General features: G+C 35.0%; 13 protein-coding genes. 5 read left to right on the forward strand and 8 right to left on the reverse strand.

Annotated features, from left to right (window positions below):
* Nucleotides 1-47: 47 nt before the first annotated feature.
* The 5 genes from FJOH_RS05115 to FJOH_RS05135 form a co-directional block, all read right to left on the reverse strand.
* Nucleotides 48-4,814, reverse strand: coding sequence for a PorP/SprF family type IX secretion system membrane protein (locus FJOH_RS05115; RefSeq protein ID WP_012023066.1), 4,767 nt, complete (start codon nt 4,812-4,814; stop codon nt 48-50).
* Complete coding sequence (sprC, locus tag FJOH_RS05120; protein ID WP_012023067.1) at nt 4,814-6,265, reverse strand: gliding motility protein SprC; 1,452 nt, start codon at nt 6,263-6,265, stop codon at nt 4,814-4,816. The genes FJOH_RS05115 and sprC overlap by 1 nt, the downstream gene beginning before the upstream one ends.
* On the reverse strand, nt 6,262-6,675 hold the full coding sequence (locus tag FJOH_RS05125) for a hypothetical protein (RefSeq protein ID WP_012023068.1): 414 nt from the start codon (nt 6,673-6,675) through the stop codon (nt 6,262-6,264). The genes sprC and FJOH_RS05125 overlap by 4 nt, the downstream gene beginning before the upstream one ends.
* A 98-nt stretch (nt 6,676-6,773) precedes the next feature.
* Complete coding sequence (locus tag FJOH_RS05130; RefSeq protein WP_012023069.1) at nt 6,774-8,066, reverse strand: hypothetical protein; 1,293 nt, start codon at nt 8,064-8,066, stop codon at nt 6,774-6,776.
* Nucleotides 8,067-8,253: 187 nt separating this feature from the next.
* Complete coding sequence (locus tag FJOH_RS05135; protein WP_012023070.1) at nt 8,254-8,706, reverse strand: hypothetical protein; 453 nt, start codon at nt 8,704-8,706, stop codon at nt 8,254-8,256.
* 436 nt (nt 8,707-9,142) lie between these two features.
* Between FJOH_RS05135 and FJOH_RS05140 the strand changes: the two genes are divergently transcribed.
* The 4 genes from FJOH_RS05140 (at nt 9,143) to recA (ending at nt 12,383) form a co-directional block, all read left to right on the forward strand.
* Complete coding sequence (locus FJOH_RS05140; protein ID WP_012023071.1) at nt 9,143-10,291, forward strand: DNA polymerase III subunit; 1,149 nt, start codon at nt 9,143-9,145, stop codon at nt 10,289-10,291.
* A gap of 7 nt (nt 10,292-10,298) precedes the next feature.
* Nucleotides 10,299-10,682 carry a hypothetical protein gene (locus FJOH_RS05145; protein WP_012023072.1) on the forward strand — a complete coding sequence of 128 codons (384 nt, stop codon included), beginning with the start codon at nt 10,299-10,301 and terminating at the stop codon, nt 10,680-10,682.
* A 36-nt stretch (nt 10,683-10,718) separates the two neighbouring features.
* Complete coding sequence (locus FJOH_RS05150) at nt 10,719-11,228, forward strand: acyl-CoA thioesterase (protein ID WP_012023073.1); 510 nt, start codon at nt 10,719-10,721, stop codon at nt 11,226-11,228.
* A gap of 147 nt (nt 11,229-11,375) precedes the next feature.
* A complete protein-coding gene (gene recA, locus FJOH_RS05155) occupies nt 11,376-12,383 on the forward strand; it encodes a recombinase RecA (protein WP_012023074.1) in 1,008 nt (335 codons plus the stop codon).
* Nucleotides 12,384-12,931: 548 nt separating this feature from the next.
* On the opposite strand, the gene FJOH_RS05160 is transcribed toward recA, so the two are convergent.
* Complete coding sequence (locus tag FJOH_RS05160; RefSeq protein WP_012023075.1) at nt 12,932-13,687, reverse strand: lysophospholipid acyltransferase family protein; 756 nt, start codon at nt 13,685-13,687, stop codon at nt 12,932-12,934.
* A gap of 152 nt (nt 13,688-13,839) precedes the next feature.
* Between FJOH_RS05160 and trpS the strand changes: the two genes are divergently transcribed.
* Complete coding sequence (gene trpS / locus FJOH_RS05165; protein WP_012023076.1) at nt 13,840-14,814, forward strand: tryptophan--tRNA ligase; 975 nt, start codon at nt 13,840-13,842, stop codon at nt 14,812-14,814.
* 282 nt (nt 14,815-15,096) lie between these two features.
* On the opposite strand, the gene FJOH_RS05170 is transcribed toward trpS, so the two are convergent.
* A complete protein-coding gene (locus FJOH_RS05170; protein ID WP_012023077.1) occupies nt 15,097-15,786 on the reverse strand; it encodes a LytR/AlgR family response regulator transcription factor in 690 nt (229 codons plus the stop codon).
* On the reverse strand, nt 15,776-16,948 hold the full coding sequence (locus FJOH_RS05175) for a sensor histidine kinase (RefSeq protein ID WP_235022999.1): 1,173 nt from the start codon (nt 16,946-16,948) through the stop codon (nt 15,776-15,778). Before FJOH_RS05175 ends, FJOH_RS05170 begins: the two co-directional genes overlap by 11 nt.
* Between the last annotated feature and the right edge of the window lie 63 nt (nt 16,949-17,011).

A 17,011-nucleotide genomic window follows, 5' to 3' on the forward strand; every position in this document is an offset into this window, starting at 1 on the left:
TCTGTTGGCTTCTGGGTTTCCAGAAGCCTCTTTATATTTTATATTTATTAATTCTCAACTTTTACGATTGCCATTTTCCCGTTATATGGCTTAGATCCTTTTGCTTCAAGTGCTTTTGTAGCCTCTTGTAAACCGTCGAATTTCTCGTAATAGATATAATACTTACTTGTTGTTACATTGTAAAAGAAATTAATATCTGTAAGTCCTGCTGCTACAGCTTTCGTTAAGAACTGATCCCTTTTCTCTACACTATTATGAACTGCAAGTATCATATAAAAACCACTTTCAGAATTTTTAATATTCTTGATAATCTGCATATTTGACTGATCTTCTCCAAAATCAAAATCACTTGCTGTTAGTGGTGTACTGCTTACTTTTGTTGTTTCCTTAATACGTTTAAGAGCGGCAACGTCCTGAGCATATCTTCCTTCATCATTTTCATAAGCTGCACGTTTAATTCTACGTTTTTTCTCAATCTCAGTTTCCGTTTTAATTCGTTCTAAATCGGCTAACAGTGCTGCTCCTTCCATTTCCATTTTCAATTGAGCTGCTTTTAACTGATTTATCTTTTCCAGATAAGCTTTGTTTAAAGCGTCATTCTTATTAGGAACTTTTTTAAGCCTTTCGTTATATAAATTCGTCAGCTTGGCAATTTCATCTTTCTGAATTCGGCTGGCATCTGCAAGCTGTGCTTTTAAAGCTTCCAGCTGGCTGTTTTCAGCAGCAACACTCTTGAACGGTTTCGGCTCTCTATAAATTCCTTTTTCGCTTAAGTCATTCTCTTCTTTTAAGTCATTCAAGTCTTTTTGTTTATTTGCTACAGTTGCTTTAAACTGGTCTAATAAATCATTCTGAGTTTTACTTGTACCCTCAATAGATTGAGTCAGATTTTCAATTGCTTTTGCCGTTTCGTCTTTTGCAGCTGCTGCTCTGGCTGCTGCCTCAGCATCAGCTTTTGCTTTTTCTGCTGCTAATCTTGCCTGACGTTCTTCTTCTTCTTTTAATTGTCTTGTTTCTTCTTCAGCTCTTAATCTTTCTGTTGCTTCTGCATCAGCTTTTGCTTTTGCATCTGCTAATAATTTAGCTTGAGCAGCTTCCATATCAGCTTTAGCTTTTGCATCTGCTGCTAATTTTGCTTGAAGAGCTTCTGCATCTGCTTTCGCTTTCGCCTCTGCTGCTTGTTTTGCCTGAAGGGCTTCTGCATCGGCTTTTGCCTTAGCATCAGCTGCTAATTTTGCTTGCAATGCTTCTGCATCGGCCTTAGCTTTTGCATCTGCTGCTAACTTAGCCTGACGTGCCTCTTCATCTGCTTTAGCTTTTGCTTCTGCTGCTTGTTTTGCCTGAAGGGCTTCTGCATCAGCTTTTGCCTTAGCATCGGCTGCTAATTTTGCTTGCAATGCTTCTGCATCGGCCTTAGCCTTTGCATCTGCAGCTAACTTAGCCTGACGTGCCTCTTCATCTGCTTTTGCTTTTGCTTCTGCTGCTTGTCTTGCCTGAAGGGCTTCTGCATCAGCTTTTGCCTTAGCATCGGCTGCTAATTTTGCTTGAAGTGCTTCTGCATCGGCCTTAGCCTTTGCATCTGCAGCTAACTTAGCCTGACGTGCCTCTTCATCTGCTTTTGCTTTTGCTTCTGCTGCTTGTCTTGCCTGAAGGGCTTCTGCATCAGCTTTTGCCTTAGCATCGGCTGCTAATTTCGCTTGCAATGCTTCTGCGTCTGCCTTAGCTTTTGCATCTGCAGCTAACTTAGCCTGACGTGCCTCTTCATCTGCCTTCGCTTTCGCCTCAGCTGCTTGTTTTGCCTGAAGCGCTTCTGCATCGGCTTTTGCCTTAGCATCGGCCTCTAATTTCGCCTGACGTGCTTCTTCCTCTTCTCTTAATTTTTTCGCTTCAGCTTCTGCTTTTGCTTTCGCTGTAGCTTCTGCGTCGGCTTTCACTCTTGCATCTGCTAATAATTTAGCTTGAGCAGCTTCCATATCAGCTTTTGCTTTTGCATCGGCTGCTAGTTTAGCTTGTAATGCTTCTGCATCGGCTTTTGCTTTAGCATCTGCAGCTAACTTAGCCTGACGAGCTTCTTCATCTGCTTTTACTTTCGCTTCAGCCGCTTGTTTTGCCTGAAGGGCTTCTGCATCTGCCTTAGCTTTTGCATCGGCTGCTAATTTCGCTTGTAAAGCTTCTGCATCAGCTTTGGCTTTCGCTTCTGCAGCTAACTTAGCCTGACGAGCTTCTTCCTCTGCTTTTACTTTTGCTTCAGTCGCTTGTTTTGCCTGAAGAGCTTCTGCATCTGCCTTAGCTTTTGCATCAGCTGCTAATTTCGCTTGTAATGCTTCTGCATCAGCTTTTGCTTTCGCTTCTGCAGCTAACTTAGCCTGACGAGCTTCTTCCTCTGCTTTTACTTTTGCTTCAGCTGCTTGTTTTATTTTCAATGCTTCTGCATCGGCCTTAGCTTTTGCATCGGCTGCTAATTTCGCTTGTAAAGCTTCTGCATCAGCTTTGGCTTTGGCTTCAGCATCTAATTTAGCCTGAGCCTCTGCTGCCGCTTTGGCTTTTGCTTCTTCTGCTTGTTTTATTTTCAATGCTTCTGCATCAGCTTTGGCTTTGGCTTCAGCTGCAATAATTGCTTGTCTTGCTTCTGCATCGGCTTTTGCTTTTGCTTCAGCTGCTAATTTTTCTTTTAGAGCCGCTTCTTCTGCTGCTTTCGCTTTTGCATCGGCTGCTAATTTTGCTCTGTTTGCTGCATCTATTGAAGCTTTAGTTTTAGCTTCTGCTGCTGTTTTTGCTTTTGCATCAGCAGCTAATCTTGCTTGTAATGCATCTGAATCAGCTTTTGCTTTGGCGTCTGCAGCAAGAATTGATTCCATGTCAGCCGCCTCTGCTTTTGCTTTGGCATCTGCTTTACGTTTAGCTTCTGCGGCATCTGCTTTGGCTTTTGCATCAGCAACTAATTTAGCTCTTGCAGCTTCTGCATCGGCCTTAGCTTTTTCTGCTGCAGCTAAACGAGCTTGTCTTGCAGCTTCTGCATCGGCTCTTGTTTTCTCTGCCGTTGCAAGTCTTGCTTTTGTTGCTGCTTCTGCATCAGCTTTGGCTTTTTCTGCAGCTAATTGCGCCTGTGTTCTTTGTTGAACAGATGTCGTTGTAACTGCTTTTACTTTTGCTGCATCTGCATCAGCTTTTGCTTTAGCTTCTGCTTCTAATTTTATTCTTCTTGCTTCTGCATCGGCCTTAGCTTTATCAGCTGCTAATTGTGCAGGTGTCTGCTGAGGCGCTGCTGGTGTCGTAACAGCTGCTTTCGCTTTTGCTTCAGCTTCTGCATCAGCCTTGGCTTTAGCATCTGCTTCTAATTTTAATCTTCTTGCTTCTGCATCGGCTTTGGCTTTATCTGCTGCCAATTGTGCCTGCGTTTTCTGTGTTGCTGCTGCCGGCGTTGTTGTTGCTGCTTTTGCTTTAGCTGCTGCAGCCGCATCAGCTTTAGCTTTATTGTCTGCCGCTAATTTTAATCTTCTTGTTTCAGCGTCTGCTTTAGCTTTATCTGCAGCTAATTGTGCTTGTGCTTTTTGTTCTGCAACAACATTAGCACGTGCTGCCGCTGCTGCATCGGCTTTTGCTTTTGCATCTGCCGCTAATTTTATTTTAAGAGCTTCAGCATCAGCTTTAGCTTTATTGTCTGCTTCTAGTTTTGCTTTCGCAGCGGCCTCAGCATCTGCTTTAGCTTTTTCTGCGGCTGCAAGTCTTACTTGTTTTGCTTCAGCATCAGCTTTTGCTTTTGCTTCAGCTGCAAGTTTGTTCTTTTCAGCGATATCAGCTCTATTAACCTGCGTTGCTGCTGATTTTGGTTTTGCTGGCACCGGTTTTGGTCTTGATGGATCGATTATAGAACCTTCATCGTCATCTCCGTAATAGTAATTTCTGTTTTTAAATCTGTAAGCAATTGCAAATTCATGAGAACCTCCCATATTTGTAAAATTGCCCATTCCTCTTTCATAATTGTATTCGATAGCAATGCTAGGAGAAAGATTAATACCTAAACCTGCTGAAACTCCGTATAGAGTATTGTAACCTGCCTGCGCCCAGACTCCTTGTTTAAGAGCCAGCATTGCAAGCCCTGAAATAACTGTTTTATCTTTTTTAAGTTCTGTTCTAATTATTCCAGAAAATTTACTTCTGTCAAAAAAACCATATGTATCAATATAACCTGTATACATGGCGTGTAATTGAATCGCTCTTTCCGGATCTTCTTTTACCATTCCTGACCCAAAATTGTAAAGGATTAAGTTGTTAACCGATAATCCAAAATCAAGAAATGTAGTTCCGTAATTAATACCAGGATTAACAGTAAGCAGCATATTTGATGGATAATCTCCATTTAAAATATCCATATCGTCTGTTACGATTTTTCCTTTATTAAGCCCGCTTTGGTAAGCTCCAACGTTTAAACCAAAAGTCAAATTACTGTCTTCTTGTAAAACGATGTTATGTGCAAAGTTGACAACCCCGCCAAAAACGGTCATTAAACCATAATTCTGTTGAAATAAACCAACTGCAAATGCTTCATTTTCTCTAAATCTTCCTGAATAATTTGCTAAATACGTCTGTGGAGCATTTTCAAACTGCACCCATTGTCTTTTATTATAAAAACTTGCGTAAGGGTTTGATTCACGTACAAAACTAAAAGTCGGGTTAATTAAATATCTATTGAACTTTAATGAATTTCTAATAGGCATTGAAAACGAAACAACTCCATTCTCATTTTTTTCCTGAGAATAGAGTAAACATGAAAAACCGCAGAATAAAGTTATGAATAGTAAAATTTTCTTCATTATTTAATCACGGTTATTGATCCTTTTTTTTCACCTGTGTCGGATTTAATGACATAGTAATATACTGGATTTACATTTTTAAAATCTATTGCTGTTTGAGGCCAGTCGCCTTGATAGTTAACTACATCGAGAACCTTTTCTCCATTTGAACTGAGAATTATTACATTGGTGTTTGCATTTTTATATTCATCAGGAATATTCCAATAAGGGTTTAATCCTCCTAATTTTATAATGTTTTGAATAACTGAAGATGGTTTTGATGGTCCAGTTACTTTAAAATTAAATTCTTTTGATGATACACATCCTGAAACCTGAGAAATTGTTACTTTGTAATTACCTGGTACGGCTACCAAATAAGAATTTGCATTTGCTCCAGAAATTGCATTTCCGTTTAAAAACCATTGAAAATCTGGATTAGCTGCATCTGTAGTTACAGTAACATTTAAAGTTTCTCCTTCGTTAATTGAAGTCGTTTCTGCTACGTCTATACTTGCTTCGAAGCCATTACTGCTTAAATTAATGCTTCCAGTAGCTTTACAGCCGCCAAAATCTACTTCTACAGTATAAACTCCGCTTTCCTTAGCATTAATACTTCTAGTTCTCCCTAATTCTACTCCATTTTTTGTCCAAACATAAGTGTTTCCATTTGTAGCAGTCAAAACCGTTCCTTCTCCGCTTGAACAAAAAGGGTTACCTAAACTTGAATCTATTGTAACAGCAGAACCGCCGCTTACTGATGAAACAGTTACACGATTTGAACTAATATTAGGCTCTGTACATTTTCCATAATCTACTTCTGCATAGTAACTCCCTGGAGTATTAACTACTAAAGAAGCTGAGCTTTGTCCAGTAATTAGTACATCGTCTTTGTACCATCTGTATTTAAGATTTGGATAATTTAAAGGAGAAGAATTGACATCAGCAGGAGTATCATTATCTACTGATAAGGTTACTGAACCACCTGTACATATAATTGCACTAGAACTTCTTTTATTAATTGAAAAACTAGATTCATAACTTTTGTAATATGCTGGAAATTCAGAAGCATTATCAATAGAGTTTCTAAATCTTGCGCTGACAACTCCTGTAGAACTTTTAATTCTTATACCGTAAATCTCAGAACCAGCCAAATTTGTAGGAAGTGCAAACTTAATTGTCTGCTGAGTGGTATTTATATCGATTACTTCCAATTTTGTTGTAGCGGTTGTTGTAGTTAAAAAGCTTCCCGAAACATCAGAAAGTTCAACTTCAAAAGTTGTACCTGCTGGAAAATTTACGTAACCAAAAGTTGCAAAAAACTCATTAAATGAAGGTCCTGCACATAGCTTTTGAAGCCCATCTAAAGGCTGCGGAACTATCGCAGCCTGGGCATAAGAATTTGATTTAGTAAAAATGATTATACTAAATAAAATGAAAACTTTAAAAAAAGATAAAGTAGTTTTTTGAATCATATAGTACGTTTTCTTGCTAAGTCTATACGCTCAAAAAACAAGATATCAATGAATGTTTCTGAAAAGTCATATTTGTAGTTCTCAATAATATCTTTTGCAAGAATTGAGGTAGAACTAAGCAATGTATTTTCATTACATTTTGTGAACTGATCATTCGTTTCAGTCGCCATAGTAAGGTTGTCCTTGGGGGTGGACAACCCTACTATAAACTGATTGGAATTATCTATTTTACTGTTATTTAAAACAGCTGAGTCATTGTTTTGATTTGCCTCGATTACCGCAGCTGATTTGCAGTCAAAACCAACAGAAACTGTAGGTTTTTCTGTTGTCAAACTTTGTGCATACAGACTTAACGAAATAGGAGAAACCAAAAAGAATATATATAAATATTTTTTTGTAGATAGAGCCATTATGTTTTGATCTTTATTTGGTCCGTACAAGACGATACATAAATTGTGTCTGGGGACTTTATTAATAAAATTTACGCGAAATAAAAATCGAAATTTATTTATCTATTGCCGCTTGAAGCTGTAATTTTTCCTAACTGTAATCTGTAGTCTGGCTTTTTAGGGTTGAACATATCAATGAATGTTTCTTTGTTATCACTTTGTGAGTAAACATTAAAGAAAACACTGTTTCCATACCAGCTCTCTAAATCTTCATTGTTAGAATTGTATTCAGTAAAGATGTTTCCTTTACATAAGTTGAAATACATTTCCTCAAATTTGATTTTTTTAAGGTTAGCATCATTGATTTCAGTTTTGCTGTCTAATAATACTGCAGGATTAAATCCAGAGATCACACTTCTTTTCATTTCAAGAGAAGCATTTTCAGCTACGTATACAGCTTCTTTTACCAATCCTGCCTGAATATCAGCATTGATATTTTCACTGTCATTAAGCATTGTAATGTTAGTAGCAACAACTAAAGTTTGTTTTTTAGTAAAGTCTGTTTCGCTCTTTTTCTCATAAGATTTTACTTCCATACAACGAGAACCGTCTTTTGTACTAGAGAAATAAGAAGATCTAACAGCTAATGAATTGTAGAAACGACATTGAACTCCTTGAGAGAATTTGTAATCGTCATTGATTGATTTATAAGAAACAAATTTTGTAGCATTAACGTCTCCTCCTAAGAAACCAAATGAGTCACCACCAGCGTAGCTCACCATAATGTTTTCAAGGATAGTTTTGTTTCCAACACCAGCCAAAGTCAAACCGTTGAAAGTATCAACACCTTTTACTTTTTTACCAGCGAATTCGATTCTAACGAATCTTAAAATTCCAGAGTTTGAAGCAACATTGTCACCACCATAAGTAGTTAAAGTTGGGTCAAGATCCATGTTGTAAGAACCTACGTTTCCAAATTTGTTAATTGGAGCATCTCCAAGAACAACAATTCCACCCCAGTCTCCAGCTTTTTTCTGGCTGCGGTTTGAAGTAAATACGATTGGATCTGTTTCTAAACCATCAGCAACAAGTTGTGCACCTTTTGTAACTACCAATGTTCCTTTTGTTTCGAAATCACCAATAATTAATGTTCCCGGTTCAATTGTTAAAACTGCATTGTTAGTAACATAAACATTACCTTGAAGTACGTAAATGTTTCTCTTAAGCAACTTTGTATTAACAGAAATGTTTCCTGCTAAAATTTGATTTGCTTCTCCATACTCTACTTTGTTAGGCTTAAATTCTGTCCAGTTGTTTAACCAGTTTGTGTAGCCCATAATTCCTTTTTCTTGTTGAGCATTCATACTCGCAACAGTCAAAAGAACGCAGATCATTTGAGTAATTTTTTTCATGATCAATGTGTATTAGGTTAATAATAAATTTGGGTATGCGTAAATACAAAAACTCCCCTCGTGTTTTCTAATAAAATTTCAGAATACAACGAGAACGAGTTGATGATGATTTCTTTTTCGAAATAACGCAGAAATTTTATGCATCTACGTAAACAATCCGAAAAAGGTTTTAAAAAATATTTTTTAATTACATTTCGTTCAATTCATTGAACTCGTGTAAAGATTTTAATGTGTTTTCGTAAAATAAGATTGCCGCAATAAGGTTTCCTTTATCAGAGTAAGGCATCATTTTTCTTTGAAACTCAACTGTAGTATCTAAGAAAGTTGAAGTACCAACTGCCTGAGCATCTAAAACTTTTTTGTGTTCGTTATCGTCTGGAATACCTAAGTCTGCCATCGTAACACCTGGTTTAGTAACCAAAGCAATGTAAGGGAGAGTTTTTACTAATACTTTAATTCGTTCGATGTACAATTCCAAAAGTTCTCCTTTTTGCATACCGCTCAATTCTTTTTGATCATGGTATTTACGAATAAGAGCTGTTGTACTAATAATACTTCTTGGAGCATTCTTTGCCTGAGCCGAAACAGCTGCAGTTGTCATGATTAAAAATGCACTAAATAAAATAATTTTCCCTTTCATAAATTCTTATTATATAATTGGTTGTTGATGCAAACAAAAATATAGAAATTAACTTAAATTGCAACTTTATTGATTTTTTTTTTCAAAAAAAAACCTTAAAAAAACCTTAAAAATCAGTCTTATGTCGAGAAAATGTGCGTTTTAACGGGCTTTTTGTTAAAATTGTTAAAACGCAAAGCATAAGATATTACCTATAAAAAAACAGCGTTTTGAACTAATAAATAGCTAAAAAAAACGTACGATTATCGTTTTCAGCAAAAAAATATTAACAAAAAAGTCTTGATATCCACTCGCGTGAAGTAATTTATTAACAAAAGCTGGTTAACATACAGCAAAATTTTTAGCAAAAATCAATCATAATCTCATAAATCAAATCCAGCCGATAATCTTTTAATCTAAAATTTTTGACTACATCATTTTCTTCTATCTTTGCTTCATGCAATTTTCTCAAATTTTAGGTCAGGATTATATCAAAAGCCACTTAATAAAAAGTGCATCTTCCGGACGAATTCCGCATGCACAATTATTCATTGGACCCGAAGGAAGCGGTACACTTTCTACTGCAATTGCCTATGCGCAATATATTTTATGCAATAATACCGGAAACGAAAATGAAAACGGAAACGACTCCTGTAATTTAAAGTTTCAAAATCTTTCGCATCCCGACCTGCATTTTATTTACCCAACAGTTACTACCGAAGATGTAAAAACCAAACCAAAAAGTTTAGACTTTATTCAGGATTGGCGAACATTTATTCAGGAAATGCCTTACGGCGGTTTATTTGACTGGTATAAAATTCTGGGCGTTCAAAACAAGCAGGGCGAAATCAGAGTCGAAGATGCACAGGAAGTTTTAAAGTCACTTTCGCTAAAGTCGTATGAAGGCGGTTATAAAATCATGATTATCTGGATGGCAGATAAAATGAATATTGCAGCTTCAAACAAACTTTTAAAGCTTCTTGAAGAACCATCAGATAAAACCATTTTTATTCTGATTTCTGAAAATGAAGAAGATATTATACAAACCATACGTTCTCGCTGTCAGGTAATTCACTTTAACGGACTTCCGGAAAAAGTTATTGCCGAAGCATTGGTTTCCAGAGAAAATATCGATTCTAATTTCGCTAAAAAAATCGCTCATCAGGCACAGGGAAATTTCAATAAAGCAATGCATTTGTTAAAAGAAGATGATTCTGAATATCCTTTTGAACAGTGGTTTGTCAATTGGGTCCGCGCTGCTTTTAGAGCAAAAGGAAATGCAGCGGCAATTCAGGATTTAATTTCATGGAGCGAAGAAATTGCTGGACTTGGACGTGAAAGCCAGAAAAAGTTTATTCAGTTCTGTATCGAAATGTTCAGACAGGCACTTTTACTGAATTATCAAACGCCAAGTTTAGTTTACATAGAACCAAAAGTCGACAAATTTAAACTCGAAAATTTTGCTCCTTTTGTAAACGGAAATAACATTCACGAAATTTTCAAAGAACTTTCAGATGCCATGTATCACATTGAAAGAAACGGAAATGCAAAAATAATCCTAACCGATTTATCTATAAAACTGACTCGTTTAATTCATAAAAAATAGTCCTCAAATGAATAATGTTGCCTCAATTTTATCACTGGCATTTTTAGCCTTAACATTTTTACAATCAGGCTACGAAAAGATTTTTTACTGGAAAGATAATGTAGCCTGGCTTAAAGAACATTTTGCCAAAACGCCATTAAAAAATCAAGTTCCTCTTGCTTTACTTCATTTATTAATTTTAGAATTAATTTCCGGAATTTTAAGTGTTGTCGGAGCCATACAATTACTAACAAACAGTGGTCGTGAGTATGGTTTTTATGCCGGAATTTTTTCATGTATCTGTTTGTTAATGATGCTTTTCGGACAACGATTAGCCAAAGATTATGATGGTGCGAGAACCATTGTTATATATTTCATTCCTGCCGTAATGGTAGTAAACTGGTTGAATTAATCAACCGTAATTATTTTAAATTTTCACATTAAAAAAATGAATCCAAAACATCCTTCAGAGTCCCTAACTATATTAACTGATTTAGTTTTACCGAGCGAGACTAATCCTTTAAACAATCTTTTCGGAGGCGAATTATTAGCCCGAATGGATCGTGCAGCAAGTATTGCAGCACGCAGACATTCCCGCCGAATTGTAGTTACGGCATCTGTAAATCACGTGGCTTTTAACAGAGCCATTTCGCTTGGAAGCGTAGTTACTGTCGAAGCAAAAGTTTCAAGATCCTTCAAAAGTTCAATGGAAGTTTTTATAGACGTTTGGGTAGAAGACCGCGAATCTGGAAACAGAACAAAAGCAAACGAAGCAATTTATACTTTTGTAGCTGTAGATGATACCGGAAGACCTGTCGAAGTACCGCCAATTGTACCGGAAACAGAAATTGAAATACAGCGTTTTGACGCTGCTCTGCGTCGTAAACAGCTGAGTTTACTGCTTGCCGGAAAAATAAAACCTTCTGATGCAACAGAATTAAAAGCTTTATTTTTATAGTTAAATTGTGACAATTTGGAACAATCAAACTTCAAAAAAAGAAGTAATTTTACAAATTATAAGCCTGACCTGTAAAATTTAAAAGAAGCATTTTTTTTGAATTTTAACCGGAAAGAAAAATAACAATTTTAGATAATTTAAGAAAAGATGAGTTCAGACAAAGAAGCCAAATTAAAAGCGTTACAACTAACGCTTGATAAACTTGACAAAACCTACGGAAAAGGAACCGTAATGAAAATGGGCGACAGAGCCATTGTGGAGGTAGAAACGATTTCTTCTGGCTCACTTGGTGTTGATTTAGCTCTTGGGGTAAATGGATATCCAAAAGGAAGAATTATTGAAATATACGGGCCGGAATCATCTGGTAAAACCACATTGACATTACATGCTATTGCCGAAGCACAAAAAGCGGGTGGAATTGCAGCATTTATTGATGCTGAGCATGCATTTGACAGAAACTATGCTGAAAAATTAAATGTTGATATCGAGAACTTAATTATATCACAGCCAGACAATGGTGAGCAAGCTTTAGAAATTGCCGAAAACCTAATTCGTTCTGGAGCTATAGACATTGTTGTAATTGACTCTGTAGCTGCATTGACACCAAAAAGCGAGATTGAAGGTGAAATGGGAGATTCTAAAATGGGTCTTCATGCACGTTTAATGTCTCAAGCTTTAAGAAAACTTACCGGAACTATCAGTAAAACAAATTGTACTGTTTTCTTTATTAACCAGCTGCGTGAAAAAATTGGTGTTATGTTTGGGAATCCTGAAACAACAACCGGAGGTAATGCATTGAAATTCTACGCTTCTGTACGTTTAGATATTCGTCGTTCTGCTCAAATTAAAGACGGTGAAAACGTAATTGGTAACAGAACTAAAGTAAAAATCGTTAAAAACAAAGTGGCACCGCCTTTTAAAACAGCCGAGTTCGACATTATGTACGGAGAAGGAGTTTCTAAAACCGGTGAAATTCTTGACTTAGCGGTTGAATTTGATATCGTTAAAAAAGCAGGATCTTGGTTTAGCTATGGCGATACAAAATTAGGTCAAGGACGTGATGCTGTAAAAGCTCTAATTAAAGATAATCCAGAATTAGCTGACGAATTAGAAGAAAAAATAAAAGCTCATATGAAAGAATTAGCAAACGCTTAATCTTTTAAAATTAATACTTTACATATAAAAACCCGGACTTATAAAAGTCCGGGTTTTTTATTTTGAAAATAAAATTAGAAATCAACGCAACCTTTTTAAAACAAACTCATCTATTAAACAGACATACGATTTGTTTTTGGTATGGGCCATAAATACCAATTCGTCGTTTTTTTAGAATAAATTTGGTTGGTTGATTCAGTAAAAATCCGTTAGTATCCAAGAACTAACGGATTTTTTACTAATTATTTTAAAGAATTTTCTTCTTTCGACGCAACCTTTTTCATTTTTGACGCTCTTAGTAATATGTGACATTAACTTGAGTTTAATAAACTCTTTATTATCAACCCTATAAATACTTAATCATGAAAGAGAGAATAGAAGTGTTGTTCAATAAAAACCGCAGAAAAACCAAATTAAAATTTAAAAAAGTATTACGATTCATCTCAGAAAAAATAATACACCGATAAACTTTTTGAATTATAAACGGGGGTTTTTATTCAAAAGAAAACCCGGCAATTTTTTATATTTTGCCGGGTTTGTATTTTAAATTACTCTTTTAAATCTTTCTTTTTAAATTCGAGTAAACCTTTATAAATCATTTCTCTGACTGTATCTCTAAGCTCTTTTCTGTTATCAGATGCAAGTCCGCTTGTCTCTACGAAAGGCAGAATTTTGCTGCGCATTTTTCCAAGACTGCCGCTTAAAAACCTATAAGGAAAACGGTCTTTATTATCAGGAAATACAATAGGCACAATTGGAATTTGATGGTCTATGGCAAGTCTGAAAGCACCATCTTTAAACTCATCCAGCAAAATCGATTCATCATCCGGAACGCCGCCTTCAGGAAAAATACAAATACTTAAACCTTGATTTAAACGGCTTTGAGCCCTTTTAAAAACCTCATTTTTACTTTTTGATGAATTTCTGTCAACCAAAATACAGGTTCTTTTATAGAAAAATCCAAACAACGGAATCTTTACAAGTTCTTTTTTTCCAACAAAAACAAACGGATTTTTAATAATTGCCAGCATCAGCATAATGTCAGTCATTGATGTATGATTGGCAACGATCATGTAGCTTTTTCCCTTGATCAGTTTTTGTTCGCGTTTTACTTTATAATAAAAACCCATTCCGTACAGAATGAATTTAGCCCAAATGCGGGCCATTTTAAAGAAATATGGATATCCTCTCTCAGAGATGATAGAAATAAGCAGTAACGGCAGCATAATAAGTATTGGAACCGCCATTAAAACGTAAAACCAAACGCGCCAGATAATCCAAAAAGCAATTTTCAATATTTTCATGGTTTCAAATGTAAGAAAACCGAAGTGAATTTTATAAAAGAATTTACATTCCAATAAACTTTGCGAACTTTGCAGTTAAATTAAAAATAAACTTTGCGAACTTTGCGGTTAAAATTAAACTTGCAATATTTGCGGTTAAGAAAAAAACTAGAATGGCAAAAATACTTACTGGTGTTCAGAGTACTGGAACGCCTCACTTAGGAAATCTATTGGGAGCTATCATCCCTGCAATTGAGTTATCGAATAATCCGGCAAACGAATCATTTTTGTTTATTGCTGATTTACATTCGATTACACAAATCAAAGATGGTAAAACATTAAGAGAAAATACCTTTAGTGTGGCTGCTGCATGGCTTGCTTTTGGATTAGATATTGACCGTGTAACTTTTTACAGACAGTCAGATGTAGTTCAAACAACTGAATTAACCTGGTATTTAAGCTGCTTTTTCCCGTTTCAGCGTTTAACTTTGGCACATTCTTTCAAAGACAAAGCCGATCGTTTAGACGATGTTAACGCCGGACTTTTTACTTATCCAATGTTGATGGCTGCTGATATTTTATTGTATGATGCAGAATTTGTTCCTGTTGGAAAAGATCAATTACAGCATATAGAAATTACCCGTGATGTAGCCTCAAGATTCAACCACCAAATGGGTGAAACTTTTGTACTTCCAGAAGCTAAAATTCAGGAAGACAGCAAATTGATTCCAGGAACAAATGGAGGAAAAATGAGTAAATCTGCTAATAATTACATCAACATTTTCCTTGATGATAAAGCTTTGCGCAAACAGATTATGAGCATTGAAACGGATAGTACACCGCTTGAAGCTCCAAAAAATCCTGATACCTGCAATGCTTTTGCTATTTATTCTTTAATGGCAGATGAAGCTCAAATTGCAGAAATGAGAGCGAATTATTTAGGCGGAAATTATGGTTATGGCCACGCAAAACAAGCTATTTTTGAATTGATTACAGAAAAATTCAAAACAGAAAGAGAAAGATATAATTACTATATAAACAATCTTGATGAAGTTGATGCCTTATTGAAAAAAGGTGCTGCCAAAGCTTCTGCAGTTGCTGACGGAGTTCTGCAAAGAGTTCGTGAGAAACTAGGATTTGGAAAATAAAAACAAATTCAAACACCATATCAAACCTCTTGTTAATACAAGAGGTTTTTTTTATATATTTTTTTGTAACTTCATATAAACTAATTATTTATAATTTAATACCTGCTTAAAATGAATAAATATATTGAAGACTACGACATTCCTCCTTATCTTTTTCAGATACTAAATATTGCTTTTGGAATATTGATTATCTATGTATTGTATCGCTTATTTAAACATTTTAGAAACAAAAACAAATAACAGAAATTACTCGTTAAATATATAAATAACTCTCATAGTAAACTATATAGAATGTTTTCTTTTCAACTCTTCGTAATTTGACTTATAGCTTCTTCCAACGGGTACAGAAAAGTTTTCAATAATGAGCTCAGTATTTCCTAAAGCATTTATTTCTTTTGAGTTAACTATAAAAGATCTGTGAATCCGAACAAAACCAAGTGAGCTTAAGTCATTCTCTAAATCACTTAATTTGTACTTCACAATAAGAGGCTTTTCATTCTTTAAAACTACCTTAACGTTATTTCCCTGACTTTCAAAAAACAAAATAGATTTCAGGTTAATTTTATATTGCAGACCATTTGACTTCAACATAAGAAAGTCTTCTTTTACATAATCAGAGTCATGTCTTAAAACACGTTCTACAGCTTTAAAAAAACGATCAAAAGTTATGGGTTTCAAAATATAATCTACCGCTTCAAGTTCAAAACCTTCAACAGCAAATTCTCTGTATGCAGTGGTAAAAATGGTTTTTGGCTTGTTTTTTAATGATTTTAGAAAATCTATTCCGGTTAAGTCCGGCATTTGAATATCTAAAAAAATTAGATCAACAGTTTTTAACTTAGTGAGCTTATAAGCCTCTAATGCATTTCCGGCCGTACCAACCAATCGCAGCTCTTCAATTTTAGAGATATGATTTTCTAAAAGCTTAATTGCAAGCGGTTCATCATCAACTATAATACAATCAATTTTCATTGGCCGGAATTATTATTTCTACAATAAAGCGATTATCTTCATTTTTAACTAAATAGGAACTCAGATTTCCATAAATAATTTTTAATTGTTGCTGGATTATCTTTAAACCCATACTCTTTTCATTATTAATTTCTTTAGGAACAAAAGAATTTTCAATTTTAAAAACTGTCTTTACAGCATCAGTTTCGATAAAAACTGAAATGAAAATTTTTCCAGAAATACTTCCTGCGCCATGTTTAAAAGCATTTTCTACCAAAGATAAAAACAATAAAGGCGGGACAAAATTCTGATTTTTAATTTGTTCTGTAATAATAAGTTCTAGCCTTGAATCGTAACGTAATTTCTCTAATTCGATGTAATCGTGAATTACCTTCAACTCATCTGAGATAGAAATTAATTTATTATGGCCTTTATATAAAATATAATCCAAAATGTTTGAAAGACGGCTTATTGATTCTGACGTTTTTTCAGAATCAATAATCGACAGCGAATAAATATTGTTCAGCGTGTTGAATAAAAAATGTGGATTTAATTGCGTTTTTAAGGCCTTTAATTCTAATTCTGCCTTTTCTTTGAGTATTTCTACAGAATATTGTTTTTCGTTCCTTAAATCGAACATAAATGCTACAGAAACAAAAACAAAAGAAGCAGTCGCAATTGGAATCACATAATAACAAAACAGATAATCCAAATCTGTAAAAATACTTAACAAATCGTCCTGCGGTTCATTACTAAAAAAAGGTTCGGCTATGTAAATAGCAAAAACTCTGTTTGAAACTGAAAACAAATAAATACTAGTGACTAAAAAAACGACAAATTGAAAATAATGCTTTTTATAAAATACCCTTTTTATCAAAATGAAATATATGAAATTGGCACTTAAGACTTGAAAAATCAAATGGCACAAATCATACGGAATATTCATAGAAAAAAGCGGCTGTCTGTATTCAGCATAAATTTTGGCTTCGCCGATTAAGAAAAACAAAATCCAGAAAAACAACTGAAATACAGTACTTTGCTTTGCATTATTATTTAAACTACATTTTATCATAATCCAAAAATAGACAATCAAATTCCATTTTTTATAAGTTGATGGTAAACGGCTTAAATTTAATGATGAACGACAAGAAGCGTCGTTGAAATATGAAATTAAGTTATTCAAACATCAAAGTAAGCTTTACAAATACCGTTCAAAAAACAGAAGAAAGTCTGCTCTAGTTTTGCA

Origin of the sequence: Flavobacterium johnsoniae UW101, from assembly GCF_000016645.1 — a bacterium.
In the GTDB taxonomy this organism is placed as follows: domain Bacteria; phylum Bacteroidota; class Bacteroidia; order Flavobacteriales; family Flavobacteriaceae; genus Flavobacterium; species Flavobacterium johnsoniae.